Source organism: Candidatus Filomicrobium marinum, assembly GCF_000981545.1.
Taxonomy (GTDB): Bacteria; Pseudomonadota; Alphaproteobacteria; order Rhizobiales; family Hyphomicrobiaceae; genus Filomicrobium; species Filomicrobium insigne.
In genome coordinates this window covers 2,187,526-2,203,186 of the sequence record NZ_LN829119.1, presented here as the reverse complement: position 1 = coordinate 2,203,186, position 15,661 = coordinate 2,187,526, and the positions used below count along the sequence as shown (strand labels likewise).

Here is a 15,661-nt window from a genome sequence, read left to right as displayed (position 1 = left end):
CCTTGCCGAAGCAATCTTATTCCGCGGCTTCGGCTGGGCGACCGGCCGTCTCCTCGCGATGCATATCGGCGAAGATCTTACGTGCGCGACGCAGGGCAAGATCCGGCTTGAGGAAGACTTCAGAATAGCCCTCGTCAGGGTATTCAAACATCTTCTGTTGCTCAGCAACCGCCCAGAGATCCTCTGCCGCCACATCGGGGAACATTTCAGAGGCGCGGCGCGCGGTCGATTTGGAAGGATCACCCTTGGACATATGATGTGCGGGGCAATTGATGATGATGCGCCACACGTGGTTACGCTCATCAATCGGGGTGTGCGTATGGATCAGCACGTACCCACGCTCAACACCCTCGACGTTCATCTCCCCGGGGTATTCCTGGTCGCCTTCACGCGGTGCGAGCTCGCCTGGAGGGGCGTTGCGCATAACCACGCGCGTAACACCAGGATTCATAAGGCAGTGCGTGTGGTGCCGGTCAACGACATCGTAGTGGAACCAATCTACAAGGTAGGGCGGCTGGGCGTAGTCGTTGGTCTTGCGAATGGTCATTACATACTTGTTGCCGTCAACTTCGCCCTCTTCCAACTCGATCGGAATACGGCTGTTGGCGATATCACCGATGTTGCCATCGTGCAGCGGATAGAAGTGCGTGATATCGAGCAGGTTCTCGATCAGAAGCAGATAGTTCGAGTCGACGGTCATGGGGCCGACGCAGATCGATTCCCATTTGTCATCGCCAACCTCAGGCACGCGAGGCGGCTTGCGTGTTTCAGACTTATCGGGATCACCCGGCCAGATCCAAACTAAGCCATCCTGCTCTATCACAGGAAACGCGCGGACTACGGCTTGCGGGGAGATAGGCCCGGTGGGGTGAGACGGGATCATCACGCACTTGCCGGACGTGTCATAGCGCAGACCGTGATAGGCGCACTCGAGCGTGCCATCTTCCATCAAGCGGCCCTTGGACAGCGGAAAGCGTTTATGAGAGCAGCGATCGTCATAGGCAACGACATCGCCATCCTTCGTTCGCCACATCACGATCGGACGTTTGGCGATCGTGTGCCCCGTCAGCTTCTCTTTGGGAAAGTCAGACGAGAGCCCGGCAACATACCAGCAGTCTCGCACAAAAATCTGTTCGGTCATTTCGTTTCCTCGCTCGTGTTTATTGTTTTGTTCTGGGGTAACTTGCAGCTCCGGGCCTCGGTTAGAGATCCAATTCAAGCACGCCGCCCTTGGCTCGCGCGCAGCAGACCATCACGTAGCTCTTGCGCTCTTTGTCGCTCAGAACGGTGTCGCGATGCTCAGGATTACCGGAGAGGTAACGTGTAATGCAGGTGCCGCAGTATCCATCCTCGCAGTCGGTATCGACGACGCAACCGGCGTCCTTCAGGACTTCGGAAATTGAGCGATCGGAAGGAACCGGCAACGTTTGCCCCGTGCTCTTGATCTTGACCTCGAAGGGCACATTCTCCGACTGATCGTATTCAATGCCGGCTGAAGCGAAGTATTCGCGGTGGACGGCATGGGGTGGCCACGCTTCCGTGCATTCGCCACAGGCGTTCATGAACCCCTGGGGACCACAGAAATAAAGGTGCGTTCCAATCTCGTAGTTGGAGAGAAGAGCTCTGATGTCGAGCCCATTCTGAGGTATCCCGCCATCGTGATGGATCGTGACCTTGCCAGCCTCGACGTAAGGCGCGAGCTGCTTGAGAAACGCTGTCCGCTCGGGACTGCGGGTTGCGTAGTGCATCGACCACCGCGCACCCTTGGCGTCCAGTTCCGCTATCATGGCCATCATTGGCGTTACGCCGATGCCACCTGCCAACAACAGATGCGCGCGTGCCTCCCGGCCAGCCAAAGGAAAGTGATTGCGCGGATTGCTGACCACCAACGAGTCGCCCTCGCTGATTGCCTCATGCATCAACTTCGAACCGCCGCGGCCGTTTTCTTCCTTCAGGACTGCGATGACGTACCGGTGCCGTTCCGCCGGATCGTTGCAAAGTGAATAGGAACGAATGGTTCCATCCTTCAAATGCACTTCGACGTGTGCGCCGGCCGTAAACGGAGCCAACGGCGTCTCATCAGAAGCGACGAATTCAAAGGTCTTTATGCCTTCTGCAACGTCTTCGATTTTAGCGACACGTACCGTACGCTTTTCCTTGCGCCGTGCCAGATCGTCATCCGTTGACGTCTCATTCATCTCGTTTTCAAACCTGTCCGTCTCTTCAAGCATGTCCACCCTCCGGCGTGATAAGCCGTGTTGCTTTCATGCTCATGCTCGCCCATCCCATCAATCGACGCAAACGATATTAAAAGAACGAATATCATCAATTTTTTTGATCATCATGACGCCAAAACGCCGTAAAATAAGGGCCGGCGCCCTGCACGCCATGCTTTGCAGGGCACCGGCATCAGTAGCTCGTTAGGCGGGCCAGCTGAAATTCAGTGAACGTGCGTGGAGGAAATCTCCTTCCGCAACGGTGGTGTAAGCTTTCTGCTCGCCACGGAACTTGTTCATGCTGGCAAAGATCTTCTTCGCCAACGCATCCCGTTCCGTGATCTCGTTTAGAACCTCAGCAGACGTTTCGCCGAGTTTCGTGATCTGCTCGTCGTTGAGCCTCCGGATCTCGACGCCGTGCTTGTTCACAAACTGATCAAGGATGGGCCCAGAGCGCGCCTGGAATTCACTCAACATGACAACATTCGCAGAGAATGCACATTGCTGAACGATCGCTTTGAGATCGTCTTCGAGCGAATCCCACTGCTTCTTATTGACGAAGAGTTCGAGCACTGTTCCCGGCTCGTGCCAGCCCGGGGTGTAGTAGTACTTCGCGTGGCGCCAGAAGCCCAAGGATGCTTCACCGTAAGGGTTGTTCCACTCGACCCAGTCGATCGCACCAGAGGCCAGCGCGGTCGTTACTTCGTTGGCCGGCAAGTTAACAACGGTGGCACCGAGACGCTTCATCACCTCGCCACCGAGACCCGGCATACGCACCTTCAGACCTTTAATGTCGTCGAGCGTATTGACCTCTTTGCGGCTCCAGCCCGGATGCTGCACGCCGGTGTTACCGCAGGGAAAGAACTTGCAGCCAAACGCATCGGCATAAAGTTCATCGCACAGCTTTTCACCGCCGCCGAAGTGATACCAGGCATTGTATTCCTGAGCGGTCAGACCGAAGGGGAAGTTACTGACAATTTCAGCCGCGGGTGCTTTGCCCTTCCAATAATAAGGGCACCCATGGCCCATCTCGACAGTACCCGTCTTCACCGCGTCGATGGATTCAAATGCCGGTACGATTTCGCCGGCAGCGAAGAGCTCAACGGACAAACGTCCGCCGGTGCACTTGGTCACCTGATCCGCAAAGTACTGCGCTCCTGTGCCGAGCCCTGGCAGGTTCTTTTGCCAAGTCGTCACCATCCGCCATTTACGCTTGTTTTGGGCAATTGCTGGCTTGGGGAAAGTCGCAGCGGCTGCCGCAGCCGTTGTCGCTGCAGCAGACACCATGAATGTCCTGCGATGCATGGGTATTTCCTCCGACAATCATTTTTATCGGGAGCCCCGCTTACTTTACGACACCCCCTTTTTTGCAGGAACCGACGCTCGCTGCCGCTGCGTCGCGGAGCGTTCGACGATCCCATGCGAACACTATCGGAGACGAAACGCATCACTACAATCGATTATTTTCAATCTAGACTCTCCATTAAATCTGATAGGATAAAATTGAAACGTCGGGGGTGTTCCATGAAAATCAGTCGATACACACCCAATCATTTCAGCGAAGATCGGGGAGGCTGAACGCATGGCGCGCGTGGGCGAATTAGACGGGTCGGCATTGCCGGCCGACCTTCAAACGCTTTGGAAAACGTTCTCAACCCCTCCGCGCGACTTCACGAACCAAGTCCGCGTGCTTGCCCACTCACCGGATGCGTTTCGGCATCTCTATGGATTGATCGAGGCCTTACGATCATCGCCAAGCCTCTCGCCACGACTGATTGAAATCGCTGTGGTTACGACGAGCCGCGTCAACGCTTGCCCTTATTGCGTCGGACATCACGGAGCCGCCTTGGCTGCGCACGGGCTAGAGCCTGAAACCATCGAAAACATTTTGGAGCCCGATGTACCCGGCCTCAGCGAGAAGGAACGCCTCGTACGGGATTATGCGCGGCTTGTGTCCGAACGAGCCTGGGGCATCAGGGACAGCGTATTTGAGGATCTCTCCAAGCATTTCGACGAGCGGGAGATTGTCGAACTCACCGTGCGCATCGGTTTGTGCACATTGTTCAACAAGTTCAATCAGGCACTGCAAATCGACGCCGAGACAAGTCTCATGACAATGCTCTCTGGCTCTGGATTGGAGGCTGGCGAAGGTATGCCGACATCGCCCGCGCGTACGAACGACAAAACATCGCGCGAGGAAGCCCAATGAATTTCAAGCAATTGGAAACGTATTATTGGGCCGCCAAACTGGGTAGCTTCTGCTCGGCGGCTCAGCGGCTCAATGCAACGCAATCTACTGTCTCCATGCGCATCATAGAGCTTGAGCGCGATTTGGGCGTCGAACTTTTCGACCGAAGTCAACGCACAGCGCGCCCGACGGCCAAGGGTCGCGAGCTAATGGCCTACGCAGAACAGGCGATGCGGCTTTCGGTTGAAATTCAGCAAACCATTGGGGCAGAAGACGCCGCGACCGGCATCTTGCGTATCGGTGTCGTTGAGATGATTTCGGTCACGTGGCTTCCCGCGCTTATGAAGCTCATCCATGAGCGGTTTCCATCCATCACCGTGGAGCTGGACGAAGCGCTCACCCATAATCTTATTGAGCGATTGAATCAGGGCTCACTTGATCTCATCCTGATTCCCGGTCGTGTTCCCGGCTATAGCACGACGCCAGTGCCGCTCGGATACGTCGATTTCGCGTGGGTCGCCAGTCCGTCTCTTGGCGTGCCGGATTCAGTTCTCACACCCAAGCTTATGCAGGAATATCCGATCATCGCTTTATCGCGAGAGTCGTATCACTACACCTCAATTGAAGATTGGTTCCGCTCGGGTGACGCTTATTGCCGCCGCGTAGATACGTGCAAAAGCTTCGGCGTCGCTGCCTCGCTGGCAGCAGCTGGCCTCGGCTTAACGCTGCTCCCGCCTCGCTGCCATCAGGACACGATCGATTCAGGACGATTGAAGATCCTCGAAACCGATCCGGCGGTTCCTCGCGTGGAATTCACCGCAACGACGGCTATCGGCAGCATTCAACCAGTCGCGCGGAAAATTGCGCGACTGGCCGCTGCGGTGAGTAACTTTTCCGATGTGCCGCCGGCCAAATCCGGCCGGCGGGAAAAACGTTCATCCTTACCCGCGTCTTAGCCCAAAAGGACTGACGGCAGCCAGGTCGCAATTTCGGGGAAGGTCCAGATGATGGCCAGCATCAGGATCTGTATTGCGATAAACGGCATCACACCCCGATAGATCGTCGTGGTCTTGATCGACGATGGTGTCACGCCTCTGATATAGAACAGCGCCCAACCAAATGGTGGTGTCAGGAAGCTCGTCTGCAGGTTGATACCCATCATCACGCCGAGCCAAACAGGGCTGATATCGGCCATGAAAAGCGCTGGTGCTACGATGGGCACAACGATGAAAACGATTTCGATAAAGTCGAGCACAAAGCCCATCACGAACATAACAAGCATGACAATGAGCATGGCGGTGAAGAACCCGCCCGGTAGGCCCGTCAGAAACTCATGAACCAAATGATCGCCGCCAAAGCCGCGGAACGTCAGCGAAAAGATCGACGCGCCGATCAAGATCGCAAACACCATTGCGGAAATACGTGCCGTTGAACTTGCGACCTCACGCAATACGCTGATCTTAAGTTGCCCGCGAAGGAAAGCCAACAGAGTTGCCCCCACGCCACCGAATGACGCTGCTTCTGTTGGCGTGGCCAGACCTCCCAGGATGGACCCGAGCACTGCCAGGATAAGGAAGATCGGTGGCACGAGAGCCTTTGCGATCTTGAGGATCAGCTCCGTCCGCCCGACATCCTTGCGATAATATGCCGGGCTCGTCTCAGGGTTAAAGATAGCCATGTAGACGAGATAGAGGATGTATAGGCTGCTCAGCATTAGCCCTGGGATCAAGGCGCCCGCGAACAGATCGATGACACTGAACGGTTCGACGATGAAATTGCCCTTTGCGAGCTGCGATTCCGCATATACGCCAGATAGCGAGTCAGCCAGCACGACCAAGGCAATCGACGGGGGGATGATCTGACCCAGCGTGCCCGAGGCACAGACCGTTCCGCAGGCCAGCTTGGGGTCGTAACCTGCCTTCAACATCGCAGGCAGGCTCAATAGCCCCATGGTGACAACTGTTGCTCCGACGATGCCCGTCGAGGCCGCCAGCAACATGCCGACGATGGTTACGGATATGCCTAGGCCACCGCGCAACGAGCCGAAGCATTGGCCCATCGTTTCCAGGAGTTCATCAGCAATCCGCGAGCGTTCGAGCATCACGCCCATGAACACAAACAACGGTACAGCAACAAGAACCTCGTTGCTCATCACGCCGTAGAGGCGACCAGGGATTGCGTTGAAAAAGAACAAATCGAACACGCCCATCGAAGCCCCGATGAACGCAAACACAACCGATACTCCCGCCAACGTAAAGGCGACGGGAAAGCCGAGCATCATGGCGGCGCAAACTGCGACGAGAAGCAGAATGCTCATAAGTTCGTTTGTCGGCATCTTATTCCCCCGAATGAGCTGCAGCTGAGCCTTGAGGCGCGGCGTTAAAATCCGGACTCCATTCTTCGGCGCCACGGAGCACCAAGATGCTTCTCAGCAATAACGCTAAGCCTTGAAGACCAACGAGGACGACGAAGGCAAGGATGCAGCTCTTAAGCAGAAACAGGCCGGCTAATCCGCCAGCCTCCTGAGAGCCTTCAAGCCGGCTCCAGGACAGCTCGACATAAGGGTAGGAGACCCACCAGATCAAAATGAGTGTCGGAAACAGGAATGCGAGCGTTCCGAAACCGTTGATCAGGGCTTTTGTTTTTGGGCTTGCGGCGCCGTAAAAGACGTCAATGCGGACGTGCCCGTCGTGGAGAAGCGTGTAACCCGATGCCAAAAGGAAGATGATGGCGTGGGTCCACAAGTAAACTTCCTGCAGCCAAACCCAGCCCAGACTGAACCCATATCGCAGCACAGCGACTAGGCACGTGTTGAAGACTAGTAATATGCTGAGCCACGAGATGACGCGACCAACGCGTTCGTTAAACCACTCTATGGCGGTTACCGCCGCAGCAAGACCTTCCATGTCCCCCCGAAACCCAAAGCGCTTCCACCCTAACCGGCTTTTTCAAGCTCTATAATTTTAGTGCGCATCATGTTGCCACCTGGATCAAAGCCCAGCGTTTTCAGCACAGACGCACGTCGCAATCCAGCCCCGAAATGGAAACCGAATTCAGTTTGGGTCGACAGTCGCAAAGACGACCCATCAACTCAAACGAATTTATTGAATAAGGATTCAACAGGAATTCTGTATTGGTGAGCGTCCCGCGCTTTAGAGTCATGAAGGCTTACGCGACCTCGTACCAGCTGCTCATACCGCCGGCTTGATGCTCAAGCATATGGCAGTGAAGCATCCAGCGTCCCGGATTATGCGCCAGGAAGGCGACCGTTACCTCTTCACCGCGCTCCATCAAAATCGTATCGCGCCAATAGGGTAGAGGCGTTCGCCGCGCGTGCGCGACCTCCTTTACGTGATGGCCATGGAAGTGCATCGCGTGCGGCCAAGCCGTACGATTGACAATGCGTACTTTTACCGTTTTCCCAAGCGGTATCTGCATCAACGGCGATTGGGGCATTCCAACAATTCCGTTGAATGCCCAAATTTTATGATGCTCGCGGACCAGCTCGCGCGCACCATAGCGCTTACCTTTGTACTCGGCGGCTTCAAACGCCGACATCGCACCGCCGGTCATCTCAAGATCTACGTTGATGGCACGATCGAGGTCCAATGCGCCCGGCATCGGGTTTTGGGGCAGTAAAGGAATGTCGGTCAGGATATTCGGCCGTTCGCGCTTTTCCTTATGATAGACAAAACGGCCAATACGCAACTTCTCCCGACCGGTATCGGCCAGGATCGAAGTCTGCGCCCCGACGTCCTGGTCGCAATCCAAAATAAGATCTGCGCGTTGTGCAGGAGCTAGGCGTACGAGGTTATTGCCCGGCGCAAACGGACGATCTAATGGCTGCCCATCGAGCGCGATCACCATCGGGACATGTCCCTCGAACGTAATCCCGATAATGCGTGCGTTGGCAGCATTGATGAGCCGTAGGCGCAGGCGCTGCCCAGCGCGTACCGGGATATCCTGTTCGCCGCGCCCGTTGAGCGTCAGGACGTTGCCCAGTCGTCCCGCATGCGAAATGTCGTGCATGCTTCCAAGGGACGCCTCGTCGATGTGACCGTTGTCCCCGAGGCGCCAGTCATCGATCATCAGGACCAGATCTTGATCACAGGGCGGTGGCTGCTGCTCTTCAACGATGAATGGGCCATAAAGACCGCGTGCCAACTGCTCCCAGGTCCGGTTATGCGGATGATACCAATAGGTGCCGGCATCAGGTGGCGAGAAGCGGTACGCGAAAGTTTCGCCCGGAGTGACCGGGGTTTGCGTGAGCCCTGCAACGCCGTCCATGCTGTTATCGATCCGAATGCCGTGCCAGTGGATTGTCGTCGGCTGAGGCAGCGAATTGACGAGATCAATGGCGACTGGTTTGCCCTGCGCAACGCGCAATTCAGGCCCAGGCACATGGCCCTCGTAGCCCCAGATCGGCGTGCGCGGCGCATCTGTCTCCAACAGTTCGGCTTCACCCAGCTTAGCGGTTAATCGCCGTACCTGTTCATTTGTGGAAGGCTGTTGCGCTTTCAGCGACCCCGCCAAGACTGTCGCAGCGGCAAAAGCCGAGGCACCCCCAGTGAATTGTCGTCGCGTGATCGTGAAGCGCATCATCCCTCCGCGCACTGCGGGTGCCGCCAGCTCTTGCCAATTACGTTATTCTGCAGTTTAGCCGAATTTCGCGGTCAGGTATTCAGGCGTCACTCCAGACTTTGCATTGCGAGTTCGAAGGTGGCATCAAGCGGCTTGTAAATCCGGCTCTGCCCGCACATTCAGTCAGTGCCTTGCCACAGGATCCCCTAGATGAAGTTGTTTTACAGCCCTACCTCGCCATACGCTCGCAAAGTGCTCGTGGTGGCACATGAGAAGGGGCTCGTGGATGCGTTCGAACTTGTGGAGGTCAATCCCTGGAAGGACCCGGAGGACCTGCTTGCGGTGTCGCCATTCTGCAAGGTTCCCACACTTGCGACGAAAGAAGATGGCGTCATCACTGAGAGCACGACCATATGCGAATATCTGGACAACATTAGTGCCGCGCCTTCGCTCGTTCAGCCGAACAGGCTGGAAGTCCTTACGCGCGCAGGAATAGCCCAAGGGCTGAAGGATGCCACAGTGGCATCGGTTCTGGAAGTGCGCCGTCCCGTTGAGTTCCAGTGGCATTCCTGGCTTGAAAGGCAGCGTAACGCTATCACCCGCGCCTTGCCCAGGGTACCAACTCCGCCGTCCGGTCGCTTCGACCTGGGCGATATTGGCTTGGCCTGCGCGCTCGCCTATTTGGACTTGCGGCTGAAGGAGCTCGATTGGCGTAGCCTCCAGCCTGGTTTGGGGCCCTGGCTGGAAGAGGTTAGCACGCGTCCTTCGATGCTGGCGACGAAGGTTTAAGCACTTAGATCTTGAGCTGAAGCTTGCGCAGTTTCGAGTAGAGCGTTTGCGGATTTATCTGGAGACGCTCGGCAGCGCCACCTGCGCCCGACACCCGCCCTTGGCTCGCCATAAGGGCACGTTCCAGATTGCTTCTTTCAAGCTCATCCAATTCCTGCGCCGTCAGTATCCGATCTTCATCGACAGATGTCGCTGCCTTGGCGGGCGCGCGCGCCTCTTTCGGCGTATCTGTTCTTCCCGGAAGGTTGAGCTGCAATTTGCCCCGCGTCGACAAAATCGCGGCCCGCTCCATGACGTTCTGGAGTTCACGCGCATTGCCCGGCCAATTGTAGCGTTGCAAGGCCTCCATGTCGGCGCGGGTCATACGTGGCTCAGATATATTCATTCGCCGGCAACTGACGCTCAGGAAGTTTTGAGCCAGCGTTGCTATATCTTCCGGCCGCTTCCGTAGCGGCTGGCACTCTATGGGAAACACATTGAGACGGAAGAACAGATCTTCGCGGAAGCGCCCCGCCAACACCTCCTTCTCAAGATCACGGTTCGTCGCGGCGATAATGCGAACATCGACGCCGCGCGTGTGCTCCTCACCTACCCGTTCGAAATAGCCCTCCTGCAGCACGCGCAGGAGCTTCGACTGGAGGTCGATCGGGATCTCGCCCACCTCGTCGAGAAAGAGGGTTCCGCCATCGGCCAGTTCGAAGCGACCGACGCGGTCACGCAATGCGCCGGAGAACGCGCCTTTAACGTGCCCGAAGAATTCACTTTCAAACAGTTCACGTGGAATTGCCGCGCAGTTCACACGAATTAACGGACGGTTCTTCCGTGCTGACGCCTTATGAATCGCGACCGCGACCAGCTCCTTGCCCGTTCCGCTCTCCCCAGTGATCAGAACGTTGGCGTCCGTCGGCGCAACGACGTCGATCTGGCGAATGATGCGCATCGTACCAGCCGACGTCCCCAGAATTTCGTGGTGGTTCGAATGCGTGAGAATTTCTTCCTGCAGGTAGGCGTTTTCCTTTTCCAGCCGCTCACGCAGGGCAGCGTTCTCATCAAGCGCCTTCATGAGCTTATCTTCATTGCTCTTGCGTTCGGATATATCGCGAAAGATCACGACAGCGCCGATGGAGCGGCCATCCTGCATGAGCGGCGTCGACGTGTATTCGATCCACAGGGGCTTGCCGTCCTTGCGCCAGAACACCTCGTCATCGACGCAGGTCACGACGCATTCCCTGAACGCATTGTAGATTGGGCAGCATTCCACCGGGTAATGCGAGCCGTCCGCATGCTTGGAGTGAACGACGTCGTGGATCTTGCGGCCGATCAGCTCCTCCGCAGTCCATCCCAACATTCTTTCAGCCGCCGGATTTACGAAGGTCGTAATGCCGTTGTCGTCAACACCATAGATGCCCTCACCCGCGGCGGACAGAATGAGCTGATTGCGCTGCTCGATTTCGCGAAAGATGCGCTCGGCTTTGCGCCACTCTTCCAGACCACGACGAATTGTGACGTTGGCTTCGTTGTCCACCGCACGCCGCTGCATGGCATCGAGATCATGAATTTTGAGGATCAGCACGGCGCCCCTGCCTGTTCCGCAGGCCACAAACTCGTGCTCCACCGACTTCGACGCATCCTCTGCTGCCTTTGCGACGAGGTCTCGCGAAATCGTATGGCCCTTTACCATCGCCGCTTCCGAGGCCACGTGCAGCTCGCCGAAGGAGTCCGGGTAAAGGTCGCTTACTCTCGTCGTCAGGAGTTCAGCGCGTGTCAGCCCAAAAAAGCGGCAGGCAGCCTCGTTGGCACGCAGAACTGCATTCTCCAACGGGAAGATGATTAATTGTGCCTGGGGTGATGCTTCAAACCCCGTAAGAAGCAGCCGCGCCGCGGGATCGTCAGCCAAACCCGGAGAAGCTTCCGCTCCGAGGATATCGGTTGGGATTACATTCATGACAAAGCCCCCTGCCGAAGAGCATAAAACTCGATTTCTATTTTTTAAATTCATAATTCGATTTTGAAAACTGATAATTTATGAATTTAGATAACACCCATCCGCACCCTGCTGCCTCCACCCATCATGCTGATTTCAAATGTAATTTTTCTCATCTCGAGTTTTGGCACACGTCTTGCTGAGAGGTTAACCAGTTTCGGAGGTCGGATCCCCGACGAACAGCAACGATGGAGTGTCGTCCATGACAACAAAGAGCCTAGGCAATCCCTACGATCCAAACCTGGATCTACGTCACGGCAAAGGTTGTAGTTGTTCTGAATGTGGGACCTCCGGTCATCATCATGACAGTGCCGCCAACGCGAGCACTCCTCAAAACAACGAAGAAGCTCTTGAGCGCGCCATCGAAAGCGCTGTCGTCCGCTCCGTCTTCGGTCACAACGAACTATCACGCCGATCCTTCGCCGGCCTGCTCGGCGGTTCCGCTCTCGCAGCTGCGATCGCAGCCGTGTTTCCCATGGACGCTGCGAAGGCTGCCATTCTCGATGAACTTGGCAAACCGGAAAAGGCGAAACTCAAGGTCGGCTTTGTTCCCATCACCTGTGCGACGCCGATCATCATGGCTAAACCACTTGGGTTCTATGAGAAGTATGGCCTCGATGTTGATGTGATCAAGACGGCGGGCTGGGCCGTTGCCAGAGACAAGTCTCTCAACGGCGAATACGACGCCTCTCACATGCTGACGCCTATGCCGCTCGCCATCACCATGGGTGCGGGTTCCACAGCGACGCCTTTCATCATGCCGGCAGTTGAGAACATCAACGGGCAGGCGATCGTCCTGCACAACGATCACAAAGACAAGAACGACCCGAAACAATGGAAGGGCTTCAAGTTTGGGGTTCCGTTCGAGTACTCGATGCACAACTTCCTGCTGCGCTACTACGTGGCCGAAGCAGGTCTCGATCCCGACAAGGATATTCAGATCCGTGTCGTTCCGCCGCCCGAAATGGTGGCCAACCTGCGCGCCGGCAATCTCGACGGCTACCTCTCGCCCGACCCATTCAATCAGCGCGCGGTTTGGGAAAAAGTTGGCTTCATCCATATTCTCACGAAGGAAATCTGGGACGGACATCCTTGCTGCGCTTTCGCTTGCTCGCAGGAATTCGCGACGAAGCTACCCAACACCTACGGCAACCTGTTGAAGGCCCTGGTCGACGCTACGCAGTACGCCAGCAACAAGGATAATCGCAAAGAAATTTCGACTGCGATCGCTCCCGCGAACTATCTCAATCAGCCCGTGCCCGTCATCGAGCAGGTCATGACCGGCCGCTACGCTGACGGTCTCGGCAATGTCAAAAACGTCCCCGATCGCATCGATTTCGATCCGTTCCCGTGGCACTCCATGGGCGTGTGGATCCTCACCCAGATGAAGCGTTGGGGCTATATCGAAGGCGATGTCGACTACAAGAAGATCGCAGAGCAGGTCTATCTGACGGCCGACTGCGGCAAGCTCATGAAGGATCTCGGGATGCCTGTGCCCGACAAGACCTACGAGAGCTACACGATCATGGGCAAGACGTTCGATCCTGAAAAGCCGGAAGAGTATGTCGCCAGCTTCCCGATCAAGCGCGGGGTCTGATGCCATGGCGATCGCAGACAACTTAAAGGCCGTGCTGCTTTCCGTTCTGATGCTCGTCGCTACGCTCGGCATTTGGGAACTTGCGACGCCGAACTCACAATCTTCGGGAGAGCTTTCCGAATACGAACTTATGACCGGTGGCGGGGGGCAGCAGGCGCGCGTCCCTCCGCCTTCGGCGGTGATCGAGAAAGCTGTCTCCGAACTGTCGAAGCCGTTTTACGACAACGGCCCAAACGACAAAGGCATTGGTATCCAGATTGGGTATTCACTCTACCGCGTGCTGACCGGCTACTTCCTGGCGGCACTCGTGGCAATCCCGATCGGGTTTCTGATCGGGATGTCGCCCCTGATGTACAAGGCGCTCGATCCATTCATCCAAGTGCTGCGGCCTATCTCACCCTTGGCTTGGATGCCTCTCGCCCTGTTCATCATTCAGGACAGCCAGGCCTCAGCCATTTTCGTAATCTTCATCTGTTCGATCTGGCCGATGCTCATCAATACAGCGTTCGGCGTGGCGGGTGTGCGCAAGGACTGGGTGAACGTCGCGCGGACACATCAGCTTTCACCTCTCAAGACCGCCTTTCTCGTCATTTTGCCGGCGGCAGCTCCGACGATCGTGACCGGCATGCGGATTTCAATCGGCATCGCTTGGCTCGTCATCGTCGCGGCGGAGATGCTCGTGGGCGGTACAGGCATTGGCTACTACGTCTGGAATGAGTGGAACAACCTCGACCTGACGAGCGTGATCTTTTCGATCCTGATGATCGGGGTCGTAGGCATGCTCTTAGACGCCGCCTTCGGGCAACTTCAGAAGGCCGTGCGGTTCCAAGAATAAATCGGCCGGACGAACGAAAAGGATAAGCTTCATGAGCAGGTCATTCATAGAAGTCTCCCAACTCGCCAAACGTTTTCCGGGCCCCAAAGACGGCCAGCCCCTAACGGTTTTCGAGAACGCAGACTTCACTATCGAGCGCGGCGAGTTTGTCTGCATCATCGGCCACTCCGGCTGCGGCAAGTCCACGATCATGAACATCCTCGCCGGGCTCGATGAGCCCACCGAGGGCGGCATCATCATGGATGGCAAGGAGATTTCCGGACCGAGCCTGGAACGCGGCGTCGTGTTTCAGAACTATTCACTCCTGCCGTGGCTTTCAGCACTTAAGAACGTCATGTTCGGCGTTCGTGCACGGCATCCTCAGTGGACACGCGCACAGGTCTACGAGCATTCGCAAAAGTTTTTGGGGCTCGTGGGGCTGACTGGGGGAGCCGAGCACCGCAAACCGGCTCAGCTATCCGGCGGCATGCGGCAGCGTGTTTCGATTGCGCGAGCGTTTGCTATCCAGCCGAAACTGTTGCTGCTTGACGAACCGTTCGGTGCCCTCGATGCGCTTACGCGCGGCACGATTCAAGACGAGTTGACCCGCATCTGGTCCAGCTCCGAGCAAACCGTCTTCATGATCACGCACGACGTCGATGAAGCCATCCTTCTCGCCGACCGTATTCTTCTCATGACCAACGGGCCCTACGCGCGCATCGCCGAAAGCGTGGTGGTTGATATTCCGCGGCCGCGGCAACGCGGAGAGATCATTCATGATCCCGGTTACTACAAGATCCGCAACCACCTCGTGGATTTCCTGACCAATCGGTCCAAGAAGCTCTCGGGCTCACAGTCCGATGGTGCAACGAATAGCCCGATCACTGTCCGGCCCGCTTTGGATGAGGTCCAGTCCGACGGCCGCCCTACTTCGCCGCGCCCGCTGGTGTCGGTCGCGGTTTAAGCGCTCCCCAAGATCAACAACCGTCGAGGAAAACCACAATGAATAAAGCCGAAGTCACCGGAATGATTCTGGCGAAGAAGAAGCAGACTGGCATCACCTGGGCCAGCATGGCTGAAGCGATCGGCATGTCCGAAGTGTTCACGACTTCCGCGTGCCTTGGCATGAACTCTATGCCGCGTGACAAAGCCGATAAACTCGCCACCCATCTCGGCCTTCCGCAAGAGGCTGGTCCCGTCCTCGCGGAATTTCCGACGAAGATGTTCGAGCAGTCCATTCCGACAGATCCGTGCATTTATCGTCTGTACGAAATCGTCGGCGTCTACGGTCAGACACTTAAAGAACTCATCCAGGAGAAAGGTGGCGACGGGATCATGAGCGCCATCGACTTTGAGATGTATGTCGAGAAAATCCCTGATCCGAAGGGTGACCGCATCGAGATCAAGATGAGCGGCAAATTCCTGCCCTACAAGAATTGGTAAGTTCCTAATCACGTTAGAAACGAGGGGAGCGGGTTCTGTCTCGCTCTCT

14 protein-coding genes are annotated in these 15,661 nt (G+C 56.5%); 7 read left to right on the top strand and 7 right to left on the bottom strand.

All coding sequences use genetic code 11. From position 1 onward, the window contains the following. Positions 1–16 precede the first annotated feature (16 nt). The 3 genes from YBN1229_RS10370 to YBN1229_RS10360 all read right to left on the bottom strand — a co-directional run bounded on the left by YBN1229_RS10370 (position 17) and on the right by YBN1229_RS10360 (position 3,521). The gene (locus tag YBN1229_RS10370; protein WP_046478258.1) at positions 17–1,141 is read right to left on the bottom strand and encodes a Rieske 2Fe-2S domain-containing protein; all 1,125 of its coding nucleotides are present in this window, start codon (positions 1,139–1,141) and stop codon (positions 17–19) included. A gap of 61 nt (positions 1,142–1,202) precedes the next feature. After that, positions 1,203–2,231: a PDR/VanB family oxidoreductase gene (locus YBN1229_RS10365; RefSeq protein WP_052743853.1), complete on the bottom strand. Its 1,029-nt coding sequence runs from the start codon at positions 2,229–2,231 to the stop codon at positions 1,203–1,205. A gap of 189 nt (positions 2,232–2,420) precedes the next feature. Then, the gene (locus YBN1229_RS10360) at positions 2,421–3,521 is read right to left on the bottom strand and encodes a TRAP transporter substrate-binding protein (protein ID WP_046478257.1); all 1,101 of its coding nucleotides are present in this window, start codon (positions 3,519–3,521) and stop codon (positions 2,421–2,423) included. 277 nt (positions 3,522–3,798) lie between these two features. Here YBN1229_RS10360 and YBN1229_RS10355 point away from each other — a divergent pair, with 277 nt between their 5' ends. Both YBN1229_RS10355 and YBN1229_RS10350 read left to right on the top strand, forming a co-directional pair. Further along, positions 3,799–4,425 (top strand): carboxymuconolactone decarboxylase family protein, encoded by a 627-nt coding sequence (locus tag YBN1229_RS10355; RefSeq protein WP_052743852.1) that lies wholly within the window; start codon positions 3,799–3,801, stop codon positions 4,423–4,425. After that, entirely contained in the window at positions 4,422–5,360 is a 939-nt protein-coding gene (locus YBN1229_RS10350) for a LysR family transcriptional regulator (protein WP_046478256.1), read from the top strand. Before YBN1229_RS10355 ends, YBN1229_RS10350 begins: the two co-directional genes overlap by 4 nt. On the opposite strand, the gene YBN1229_RS10345 is transcribed toward YBN1229_RS10350, so the two are convergent. The 3 genes from YBN1229_RS10345 to YBN1229_RS10335 form a co-directional block, all read right to left on the bottom strand. Then, positions 5,357–6,739, bottom strand: coding sequence for a TRAP transporter large permease (locus YBN1229_RS10345; RefSeq protein ID WP_046478255.1), 1,383 nt, complete (start codon positions 6,737–6,739; stop codon positions 5,357–5,359). The two genes, YBN1229_RS10350 and YBN1229_RS10345, sit on opposite strands and share 4 nt — an antisense overlap. Before the next feature lies 1 nt (position 6,740). After that, a complete protein-coding gene (locus tag YBN1229_RS10340; RefSeq protein ID WP_046478254.1) occupies positions 6,741–7,310 on the bottom strand; it encodes a TRAP transporter small permease subunit in 570 nt (189 codons plus the stop codon). Positions 7,311–7,572: 262 nt separating this feature from the next. Continuing rightward, complete coding sequence (locus YBN1229_RS10335; RefSeq protein ID WP_052743851.1) at positions 7,573–9,006, bottom strand: multicopper oxidase family protein; 1,434 nt, start codon at positions 9,004–9,006, stop codon at positions 7,573–7,575. A 189-nt stretch (positions 9,007–9,195) separates the two neighbouring features. Between YBN1229_RS10335 and YBN1229_RS10330 the strand changes: the two genes are divergently transcribed. Beyond that, positions 9,196–9,774, top strand: coding sequence for a glutathione S-transferase (locus YBN1229_RS10330; RefSeq protein ID WP_046478253.1), 579 nt, complete (start codon positions 9,196–9,198; stop codon positions 9,772–9,774). A 4-nt stretch (positions 9,775–9,778) separates the two neighbouring features. Here the strand turns inward: YBN1229_RS10330 and YBN1229_RS10325 are convergent, their stop codons facing one another. Further along, the gene (locus YBN1229_RS10325; protein WP_046478252.1) at positions 9,779–11,719 is read right to left on the bottom strand and encodes a sigma 54-interacting transcriptional regulator; all 1,941 of its coding nucleotides are present in this window, start codon (positions 11,717–11,719) and stop codon (positions 9,779–9,781) included. 241 nt (positions 11,720–11,960) lie between these two features. On the opposite strand from YBN1229_RS10325, the gene YBN1229_RS10320 reads away from it, so the two are divergent. From YBN1229_RS10320 to cynS, 4 genes are read left to right on the top strand one after another with little or no spacing between them, the layout of a single operon-like run. Further along, positions 11,961–13,355 (top strand): CmpA/NrtA family ABC transporter substrate-binding protein, encoded by a 1,395-nt coding sequence (locus tag YBN1229_RS10320; protein ID WP_046478251.1) that lies wholly within the window; start codon positions 11,961–11,963, stop codon positions 13,353–13,355. A gap of 4 nt (positions 13,356–13,359) precedes the next feature. Then, positions 13,360–14,190 (top strand): nitrate ABC transporter permease, encoded by an 831-nt coding sequence (gene ntrB, locus YBN1229_RS10315; protein ID WP_046480251.1) that lies wholly within the window; start codon positions 13,360–13,362, stop codon positions 14,188–14,190. Between the two features lie 31 nt (positions 14,191–14,221). Continuing rightward, positions 14,222–15,133 (top strand): ABC transporter ATP-binding protein, encoded by a 912-nt coding sequence (locus tag YBN1229_RS10310; RefSeq protein ID WP_046478250.1) that lies wholly within the window; start codon positions 14,222–14,224, stop codon positions 15,131–15,133. Positions 15,134–15,171: 38 nt separating this feature from the next. Beyond that, the gene (gene cynS, locus YBN1229_RS10305) at positions 15,172–15,612 is read left to right on the top strand and encodes a cyanase (protein ID WP_046478249.1); all 441 of its coding nucleotides are present in this window, start codon (positions 15,172–15,174) and stop codon (positions 15,610–15,612) included. Positions 15,613–15,661: the final 49 nt, after the last annotated feature.

What these genes read in the sequence shown, in the direction of transcription:
- YBN1229_RS10370 (WP_046478258.1), bottom strand. Translation starts at nt 1,141, where the DNA reads ATGACCGAACAGATTTTTGTGCGAGACTGCTGGTATGTTGCCGGGCTC.
- YBN1229_RS10365 (WP_052743853.1), bottom strand. Translation starts at nt 2,231, where the DNA reads ATGCTTGAAGAGACGGACAGGTTTGAAAACGAGATGAATGAGACGTCA.
- YBN1229_RS10360 (WP_046478257.1), bottom strand. Translation starts at nt 3,521, where the DNA reads ATGCATCGCAGGACATTCATGGTGTCTGCTGCAGCGACAACGGCTGCG.
- YBN1229_RS10355 (WP_052743852.1), top strand. Translation starts at nt 3,799, where the DNA reads ATGGCGCGCGTGGGCGAATTAGACGGGTCGGCATTGCCGGCCGACCTT.
- YBN1229_RS10350 (WP_046478256.1), top strand. Translation starts at nt 4,422, where the DNA reads ATGAATTTCAAGCAATTGGAAACGTATTATTGGGCCGCCAAACTGGGT.
- YBN1229_RS10345 (WP_046478255.1), bottom strand. Translation starts at nt 6,739, where the DNA reads ATGCCGACAAACGAACTTATGAGCATTCTGCTTCTCGTCGCAGTTTGC.
- YBN1229_RS10340 (WP_046478254.1), bottom strand. Translation starts at nt 7,310, where the DNA reads ATGGAAGGTCTTGCTGCGGCGGTAACCGCCATAGAGTGGTTTAACGAA.
- YBN1229_RS10335 (WP_052743851.1), bottom strand. Translation starts at nt 9,006, where the DNA reads ATGATGCGCTTCACGATCACGCGACGACAATTCACTGGGGGTGCCTCG.
- YBN1229_RS10330 (WP_046478253.1), top strand. Translation starts at nt 9,196, where the DNA reads ATGAAGTTGTTTTACAGCCCTACCTCGCCATACGCTCGCAAAGTGCTC.
- YBN1229_RS10325 (WP_046478252.1), bottom strand. Translation starts at nt 11,719, where the DNA reads ATGAATGTAATCCCAACCGATATCCTCGGAGCGGAAGCTTCTCCGGGT.
- YBN1229_RS10320 (WP_046478251.1), top strand. Translation starts at nt 11,961, where the DNA reads ATGACAACAAAGAGCCTAGGCAATCCCTACGATCCAAACCTGGATCTA.
- ntrB (WP_046480251.1), top strand. Translation starts at nt 13,360, where the DNA reads ATGGCGATCGCAGACAACTTAAAGGCCGTGCTGCTTTCCGTTCTGATG.
- YBN1229_RS10310 (WP_046478250.1), top strand. Translation starts at nt 14,222, where the DNA reads ATGAGCAGGTCATTCATAGAAGTCTCCCAACTCGCCAAACGTTTTCCG.
- cynS (WP_046478249.1), top strand. Translation starts at nt 15,172, where the DNA reads ATGAATAAAGCCGAAGTCACCGGAATGATTCTGGCGAAGAAGAAGCAG.